The 8,069-nt window shown below is 40.6% G+C and carries 9 protein-coding genes; 6 read left to right on the forward strand and 3 right to left on the reverse strand.

All coding sequences use genetic code 11. The features are described from left to right. Positions 1–28: 28 nt before the first annotated feature. Positions 29–646, reverse strand: coding sequence for a homoserine/homoserine lactone efflux protein (gene rhtB / locus C9J42_RS14675; protein WP_107247029.1), 618 nt, complete (start codon positions 644–646; stop codon positions 29–31). A 265-nt stretch (positions 647–911) separates the two neighbouring features. On the opposite strand from rhtB, the gene C9J42_RS14680 reads away from it, so the two are divergent. After that, positions 912–1,832, forward strand: coding sequence for an alpha/beta fold hydrolase (locus tag C9J42_RS14680; RefSeq protein ID WP_107290860.1), 921 nt, complete (start codon positions 912–914; stop codon positions 1,830–1,832). A gap of 157 nt (positions 1,833–1,989) precedes the next feature. Continuing rightward, on the forward strand, positions 1,990–2,796 hold the full coding sequence (locus tag C9J42_RS14685; protein WP_107208677.1) for a Cof-type HAD-IIB family hydrolase: 807 nt from the start codon (positions 1,990–1,992) through the stop codon (positions 2,794–2,796). 57 nt (positions 2,797–2,853) lie between these two features. Here the strand turns inward: C9J42_RS14685 and C9J42_RS14690 are convergent, their stop codons facing one another. Beyond that, positions 2,854–3,312 carry an EVE domain-containing protein gene (locus tag C9J42_RS14690; RefSeq protein ID WP_107208678.1) on the reverse strand — a complete coding sequence of 153 codons (459 nt, stop codon included), beginning with the start codon at positions 3,310–3,312 and terminating at the stop codon, positions 2,854–2,856. Between the two features lie 60 nt (positions 3,313–3,372). On the opposite strand from C9J42_RS14690, the gene C9J42_RS14695 reads away from it, so the two are divergent. From C9J42_RS14695 to C9J42_RS14705, 3 genes are all read left to right on the forward strand, one after another. Next, positions 3,373–3,789 (forward strand): hypothetical protein, encoded by a 417-nt coding sequence (locus tag C9J42_RS14695; protein WP_107208679.1) that lies wholly within the window; start codon positions 3,373–3,375, stop codon positions 3,787–3,789. Positions 3,790–3,867: 78 nt separating this feature from the next. After that, a complete protein-coding gene (locus tag C9J42_RS14700; protein ID WP_107208680.1) occupies positions 3,868–4,455 on the forward strand; it encodes a tRNA-uridine aminocarboxypropyltransferase in 588 nt (195 codons plus the stop codon). A 120-nt stretch (positions 4,456–4,575) separates the two neighbouring features. Further along, positions 4,576–5,043, forward strand: a complete 468-nt coding sequence (locus C9J42_RS14705; RefSeq protein ID WP_107208681.1) for a glycine zipper 2TM domain-containing protein — start codon at positions 4,576–4,578, stop codon at positions 5,041–5,043. 459 nt (positions 5,044–5,502) lie between these two features. Here C9J42_RS14705 and C9J42_RS21735 read toward each other — a convergent pair whose 3' ends face one another. Continuing rightward, the gene (locus C9J42_RS21735; protein WP_146144321.1) at positions 5,503–5,658 is read right to left on the reverse strand and encodes a prepilin-type N-terminal cleavage/methylation domain-containing protein; all 156 of its coding nucleotides are present in this window, start codon (positions 5,656–5,658) and stop codon (positions 5,503–5,505) included. 708 nt (positions 5,659–6,366) lie between these two features. On the opposite strand from C9J42_RS21735, the gene potE reads away from it, so the two are divergent. Next, positions 6,367–7,692, forward strand: coding sequence for a putrescine-ornithine antiporter (gene potE / locus C9J42_RS14715; protein WP_107208682.1), 1,326 nt, complete (start codon positions 6,367–6,369; stop codon positions 7,690–7,692). The last annotated feature ends 377 nt before the right edge of the window (positions 7,693–8,069 follow it).

The raw sequence follows: 8,069 nt of genomic DNA on the forward strand, positions 1-8,069 counted from the left end.
AAACCTTTCCTTTATCTATCATCAAAATTTACGCGCGAGCCAAAGCAAGTAAAGCACCACATCCGATAAACATAGATCCGAATAAACGGTTTAAACGAGACATCACCGTTGTTGAACGGATATAGCGGGTAAAGCGTGACGCTAACAGTACATAAAATAACATTACACAACCATCGACGACTAATGTCGTGATACCAAGTACCAATAACTGCGGTAATTGAGGTTCTACTGGATTGATAAACTGAGGAAATAACGCAACTAAGAACACAATCGTTTTAGGATTGGTTAAATTGACAAACACTGCTCGTTTAAACAATGTGGTAGCCGATATGGAGCTATCACGCTCATCTAAGGCTAATGCTGACTTCTCGCGCCATTTTTGGATCCCGAGCCACACTAAATACACCGCGCCTAGCCATTTAATAATGGTAAAAGCCAACTCAGAGCCAGCGACTATCGTTCCTAGCCCTACGCCAACAAGAATGATGTGTGCAGCCATACCACACTGCAAGCCGATAATAGAGGCTAATGACTTACGCCAGCCATAAACCATCCCATTACTGATTGAATTTACGGTCCCAGAGCCAGGTGCAAAACTAAAGATAACTGCAGCGAGCAAATATGCTAACCAAACATCAATACTCATGTGATCTCAATGAAATTTTTATGACATTTATAAAATGCGTTTATAACCTGAATAGAACAAATAAAGCAATATGGATACACTTATTCTGTCTTAGATAAATAAGGTATACTGTACTAAGTATGCCATTTTTGACTAATCCACAGTAATCGCCACGCCATAATTTGCTGTGATGATTTTTAAACAGATAAATTTCGGACGCGCTTTAATGACTTGTCAACCTTCGACTTTTCTCCCTTTTTCTCAAGAAGAACATTTCACAGACACAATGACGAGTGCGGTAAGTGAAATGTGGCAACAACGTCACGAAGGAAAATTCACAGGCGTTAAACAATGTGAATTAGGATGGGTCAGTTTAACCCCAAAGTGCAGTGATAAAGTCATTATCGTGGTTAATGGACGAGTAGAAACCTATTGGAAATACCAAGAGCTGTTCTATGATTTAGTCAAACAAGGCTACCATGTTTATTCCTTCGACCATCGTGGTCAGGGCGTGTCAGAACGCTTAGTGGACGATCATGAATTGGGGTATGTCGAAAACTTTGATGACTACGTTGAAGACCTGCATCTTTTTATGCAAAACATCGTCAAACCACAAGGTTATAAACAGCACTTCATCCTTGGTCATTCGATGGGGGGGGCAATCACCAGTTTAGCACTTGCTCGTTATCCCACTCTTTTTGATCGCGCCGTACTAAGTGCGCCAATGCATGGCATCTATGTTAAACCGCACTTAAAGCCCTTTGCCGAAGCCTTGATTGGCATCACCGAATTATTTCGTCGTCAACCTCACTATGCTATTGGTCAAAAGCCCTATTATGCAAAACCGTTCAATGGCAACTTGCTTACCCACAGCCAAACACGTTACCAATGGTTTCGCGAGCTTTATGATGTCCGCCCTGAATTACGCATTGGTGGCGCAAGTAATCACTGGGTATGGGAAAGTATTAAAGCAGCACGTCGAGCGATTCAACAAGCCAATACCATCACTATCCCTGTTCTTTTACTTCAAGGCAGTGAAGATAAAATTGTTGATAACGCCTGTCAGCAGCAATTTCATCAACAGCTAAACCAAGGCTCTGGACACTGTGATTTTCAGATCATTGAAGGTTCTCGCCATGAGATCTTATTTGAAAGTGATCCGCTCCGTAACCAAGCGATTACCGCACTCTTGGCGCATTTTGCTTAATCTTCACTAACAGACTTTCGTTTTTATCAAGCGAACGAAAAGCGGAAGTCTAATTATCCAACTTTAGCCTCTTTTTTCCTCTTTGACTTGTTCTAGAATTAATCTCTCATTGGCATGCTACATACCATTACCGCCCGTTTTACTATCGAGAGTTCACATGTTTAAAATTGTTGCTTCAGATCTAGATGGCACCTTGCTTACTCCTGAGCATAAGATCGCCCCGTTTACTCAAGATGTCTTACAACGTCTTTATCAACACAATAAGCATTTTGTATTTGCAACAGGTCGCCACCATATAGATGTCGCTGAAATGCGTGAAAAACTGGGTATTCCGGCTTACATGATCACATCAAATGGCGCCAGTGTGCATGATGCCGACGGTAATCTTGTGTTCCAACAAAGTTTAAGCCCTGAAGTGATCCGTGGCGTTATTGCACTCGCAAAGCACGATCCTGATTTACACATTCACTTGTACCAAGGCGACCATTGGCTACTCAATCATGAAAATGAAGCACTGCGTGATTTCCACGATAGCTTTAACTATCAGTTATTTGATGTTGAGAACCCGCCGACAGATAACGTATTAAAAGTTTTCTTCACCCGTGATGATCTTGACCATGAGAAAATGGTGAAGTGGGAGCAAGCCTTTAATCAAGAGTTTAAAGATAAAGCGAATATCGCATTTTCCACACCTTGGTGCTTAGAAGTAATGGATGCGGGTGTCTCTAAAGGCGATGCCTTAGCCGCTGTCGCCAAAGCGCTCGAGCTGACATTAGACGATTGTATTGCTTTTGGTGATGGGATGAATGATGTTGAAATGCTATCAATGGCAGGTAAAGGCTTAATCATGGGCACCTCTCATGACAAAGTGAAACAAGCACTGCCAGATAATGAGGTTATCGGTTCAAGTGCTGATGAAGCGGTAGCGCACTACTTAGAAAAGTATCTCCTTAATCACGCATAATCCCCCTATAGAAAGGCTGTTAAACACAGCCTTTTTCTTTTCCCCTTGAAAAACAGTTTAGAACTGCCCTGTCATGGTTAAAATTTCCTGCCATTGCGCGTCAGTAACTGGCATCACACTTAAGCGACTGCCTTTTTTTACTAATGGCATCTCAGCCAAGGCTGGATTAGCTTTCATACGCTTTAAGCTAACTAACCGTAAGTGACGTTGGTATTCAATATCAACCATAAACCAGCGTGGATTTTCTGGATCTGATTTCGGATCAAAATACGGGCACTCGGGATCAAACTGGAAGTGATCGGGATACGAGGCTTTCACCACCGTAGCGATCCCAACTACACCGACATCTTTACACGATGAATGATAAATGAAGACTTGATCGCCTAATTTCACCTCGTCACGTAACATATTACGCGCCTGATAATTACGGACGCCTTCCCAAGGTGAAACTTTTTGTGATTTTAGGGTGTCTATAGAAAATGTATCTGGTTCGGTTTTAAATAACCAATAGGCCATATTGTTCTACCATTACTGCCAACTTCCTCATGAATTTGAGCCTACCATAGAGAGAATAAAATGACAGTTTCACGGTTACCCCTCGCCCTTATCTTTACCGCATCTACGCTAACTGGCTGTGCAAGTTGGTTACCAAGTAGCTTTGGTGGCGATGACAGTAATAGTAATTGGGTGGGTGAGTATAAAAGTCAGCCAGAAATGGGATTAACGACTCTACTGAGCCTTAAAAGCGATCACTCTGCAACAACCACATATCAATACACCAATGGCGATCCAAGTCTAAAAGAAAACGGGAATTGGCAAGCGATCAGCGACACTCAGCTGCAAGTAAAGATGACCTCACATCATGGGCTCAATAGCGAACGTATTTATACCTTTGATCCGAGTAAGAAGCAGCTCAGCGCAACAGAAGAAACCGTCAACGGTCAGAAATATCATATCGGCAATAATGGGTTAGTACTGACAAAACAAGACTAAACGCCATTATCACTGTCGTGACTTAAGACATCGATTTATGCCACACTGCAAGGGTATTTGAGGTTAGGAGAAATAACCATGTCATGCCCTCGCTGTGGCTTTCAGCACAATTGTATTTGCAACCTTGAGCCACACCTTCAGTGCCCCGCACACTTTGTGTTATTAACTCACCCTCGAGAGCTTAATAAAGATACCAACACAGGTAAGTTGCTGGTAAACAGTTTGCCTCATTGCCGCGTTGAGGTATGGCAACGTACCGAGCCGCCAGCACACTTGCTCGCGCAACTGCGTGATCCTCACTACCAAGCCTATCTGGTTTTCCCAAGCGATGAGCAACATCCCCCTATTGAGCTACCTCAAGCCGATACTGACCAACCCATCCCCCTGTTTATTATTCTTGATGCGACCTGGCAAGAAGCAAAAAAAATGGTACGTAAAAGCCCTTGGCTTAGTGACTTACCGCGTTTAGCTTTAACGCCACAACAGACATCAAACTACGCCTTACGACGTAATCAGCAAGACGGTAATTTATGTACCTGTGAAGTAGGGATAGCGCTACTGACTCAACTTCAATTCACAACAGAAGCAGCACAATTACACCAATACTTCTCGGCATTTATTAACACTTTTCATGCTGATAAAAGTGGACATAAGAGAACGTATTAACAGATTCAATACCTTATATTTACTGTTTTAGTAAAATGAGTTTTCGTGCTTTCTTTTCTTATCGAATAAGCTCAAATTACACCCAATATTTAAACACTGTATTTTTATTGAAGAAACAACATGAAAACAAAGATACTTGTCTTAACCGTGATTTTATCGACGTTAGGTCTCGCAGGCTGTGCAACCAATCCTTATGGTAATGCTTACAATGTTAATGATGCACGCCAGATGCAAGAAGTATATTACGGCACCGTAACTCGTACCCAAGCGGTAACACTAAATGGTAACGGTAATGGTATTGGTACACTTGCTGGCGGTGCTATTGGTGGGATTTTAGGCTCAGGCGTAGGCGGTGGTACCGGCTCGCAAATTGCGGCAATTGGTGGTGCGCTATTAGGCGGTTACCTTGGTAACGAAGCAGGTAACGAAGTCACTAAGCGTAATGGTGTAAACCTAACAATAAAGCTAGATAGTGGTCGTACCGTTTCTATCGTGCAGCAGGTTAACCCTAACGTCATGTTCCACGCTGGTGAGCGCGTTCAAATTAACATCTCTGACGATGGCACTTCTCGCGTCACGCCAGCTTAAGTATTTCTTCTTAAAAAACACCCCAAAAGGCGCTAATTTAGCGCCTTTTTCTTTGATCGTGATAGATATTGCTTCAGCATTTATCATCAATGACTGTAATCATCGGGCATTTAACAAATTAGGCTCATTGTTATGAGCTGTATTGTCGTTGCTTGATGGCAGATCTTAAAATAGCGTTCTAAATGAAAGGGAGGAGTATGACCAGCCCCTTCCGCTCCCTCTGCGAAATTAACGTACATGACATAATAATGCGTATCTAAAATCTATTATTGTCAGCATACTGCCAGCCCAACCACTCCAACAATGATCACTTAACGTGAGTGTTTTCATATCCATTCGATAATGATATCAAGTATTCGGTGAGGCTAGCGCTTGAACAATACCCCTCTTCGTTGCAGTGGGGTAATATTTGCTATCGATATTGCATCAACGGTACTCAATAAAGCTGTTTCTTTCCCGCTAATCATCGCTTTGATATTGATGGTTACGAGGTTGGGGTATCGCAACAACAACTAAACTCTCTAAGCTAACAATAACGATGACTAACTCTAAAAGAGTAAAACCGAATTTACGCTTCATTAATCCACCGCCAACACCTAAATTATTTAAAGGCATAATAAATCAATGCGTATTATTGAAAATAATGACGGTCTTTTATTACAAAAAACGATTAAAAATATTATTAATATTCCATTTATTATTAATGAATCCTGAACGTATCATTTAAGTTTTTACTAAACCTCTCAAAGTGACGTCGATTTCTCACTAAAAAAGTACTTTTTACTGTCATTAAATAAAAATTAACCCTGAATAAGAAAAAAATAAACACCATACAAATGGCATTAAATCGCACGAAAAGTGAATAAATATATTTCAACTATTCACTTTTAAAGTCTATTTCATATGATAAATCTCACCCCGCGAGACTTACAACTCATTGTTATTCATTGCTATTTTTACCTCCCTCCTGACAACATCAACTCATGAGTTGACGTTATTCACGATAGTTACTGAACGAATAACGATACTGTTTGTCATTATTGACACTAAAAATGGAACGTTTCATTCCGAAATTAACGTTTTTTTTTAAGCAAAACAGTCGCATTATACGCTTCATCGAAAGGACAACGAATTCACTCTCATATATAAGTCTTAATATCCAAGGTTTATATCTGAGTTATTTTTTAGTTAGTTCCCCCTACTAAAAAATAAAATAATAACCTTAATGTTATTAATGAATTCGCCATGGATTGGGTCTTATTAAATATAACGATAACTACTTTCTTATTTAGTAGTTATTACCTTCTAATCATAGGTGAATATATGTCATCAGATACTGGCACTAAAAAAATGGGCCTTGTCGGTTTAACTGTACTTGTTGCAGTTAACATGATGGGTTCCGGTATTATTATGCTACCAGCGAGCTTGGCTCAAGTTGGTGCTATTTCAATGTTATCTTGGGTGGTTACAGCATTAGGTGCAATGTGTATTGCTTACACGTTTGCTAAATGTGGTGCTTTTTGTAAACGTTCAGGCGGTATGTCAGCTTACGCAGAAGAAGCACACGGCAAATCATCTTTCTTTATCTCTTCTTACACATACTATGTATGTCTAGTAATTAGTTGTGTAGCAATTGCCGTATCAGCTGTTGGTTACATTAAGCCATTCATGCCTTGGTTAGATACGCCAGTACACACTTTCTTCGGTGTATGTGCGATTCTTATCATTACTATGGTTGCTAACTTTGGTGGTCCTAAGATCACAGGTCAAATCTCAGCATTCACTGTTTGGGGTATTATTCTACCTGTACTTGGTCTATCTGTTATCGGTTGGTGGTGGTTCGATCCACAAACATTCATGAGCGCATGGAACCCACACCATGACACAACAATGCACTCTGTATCTTCAGGTATCGCACTGACTCTATGGGCGTTCCTAGGTATTGAATCTGCTGGTGCTAACTCTGATGCAGTTGAAAATCCAGAGCGTAACGTACCACTAGCAGTACTATTTGGTACAGGTTTCGCTGCTGTTATCTACATTGCGTCTACTGGTGTTATCCAGGGTATTATTCCTAACGCAGAACTAGCAGCATCTACTGCACCATTTGGCTTAGTATTCAGCCACATGTTTAACCCAACAGTAGGTAACATTGTTACACTAGCAGCGGTTATCGCATGTATCGGTTCACTATTAGGTTGGCAGTTCACTAACGCTCAAGTATCTAAAGCAGCGGCAGATGAAGGTCTATTCCCTAAAATCTTTGCTAAGACTAACAAAGCAGGTGCACCAATTGCCGGTATGCTTATCATGCTAGTTGCTGAGTTAATTCTAGCGGTGATGACTATCTCTCCAAACTTGATCAGTCAGTTCAACGCGCTATTGAACCTAGCCGTATTTATTAACATGGTACCTTACATCCTATCTATGACAGGTTTGGAAGTGCTACTTCGCAAAAACATGGTTACACCAAAACAATACCGCCTAGGCGCTGTTGTGGGTACATTAGCTGTTATCTACAGCATCTACGGTGTATACGCTTGTGGTGCGACAGCAGTATTCGGCGGTACCATCTTGACGCTATTCGGTTACATCTTCTACGGTTTCATCGCAGCACGTGATACTAAACCAGAAGTTAAAGCAAACTAATTAAGATTTAATAAATTCGATACTAAAGAAATTTATTAATAACCAGCTAGAAATGAAATGGGAATAAATAATAAATACACTGAAAATTAATATAAACATTAATAAGCAGTATTATTTATTCCCTTCTAAAAGTATTAGGCAAGGCGTTTAATTACTTCATATTAATTATGTCGTGGTAAAACACACCTGCCATCAATCATTCTATTCAGGCGTTATTATGAACAACAATAATAGTACTAATAAAATGCGTGCTCTCGTTATTGAGCACCAAAACATTACTCCAAACAGCTTTGCCGATCGTGCAACTAAATCATTAATCGCTGAATTAGAAAGCCGTACTATCGAAATCGTTACTGCCACTTCTTACGAAGATGCAC

Source organism: Photobacterium sp. GB-56, assembly GCF_003026105.1.
GTDB lineage: Bacteria > Pseudomonadota > Gammaproteobacteria > Enterobacterales > Vibrionaceae > Photobacterium.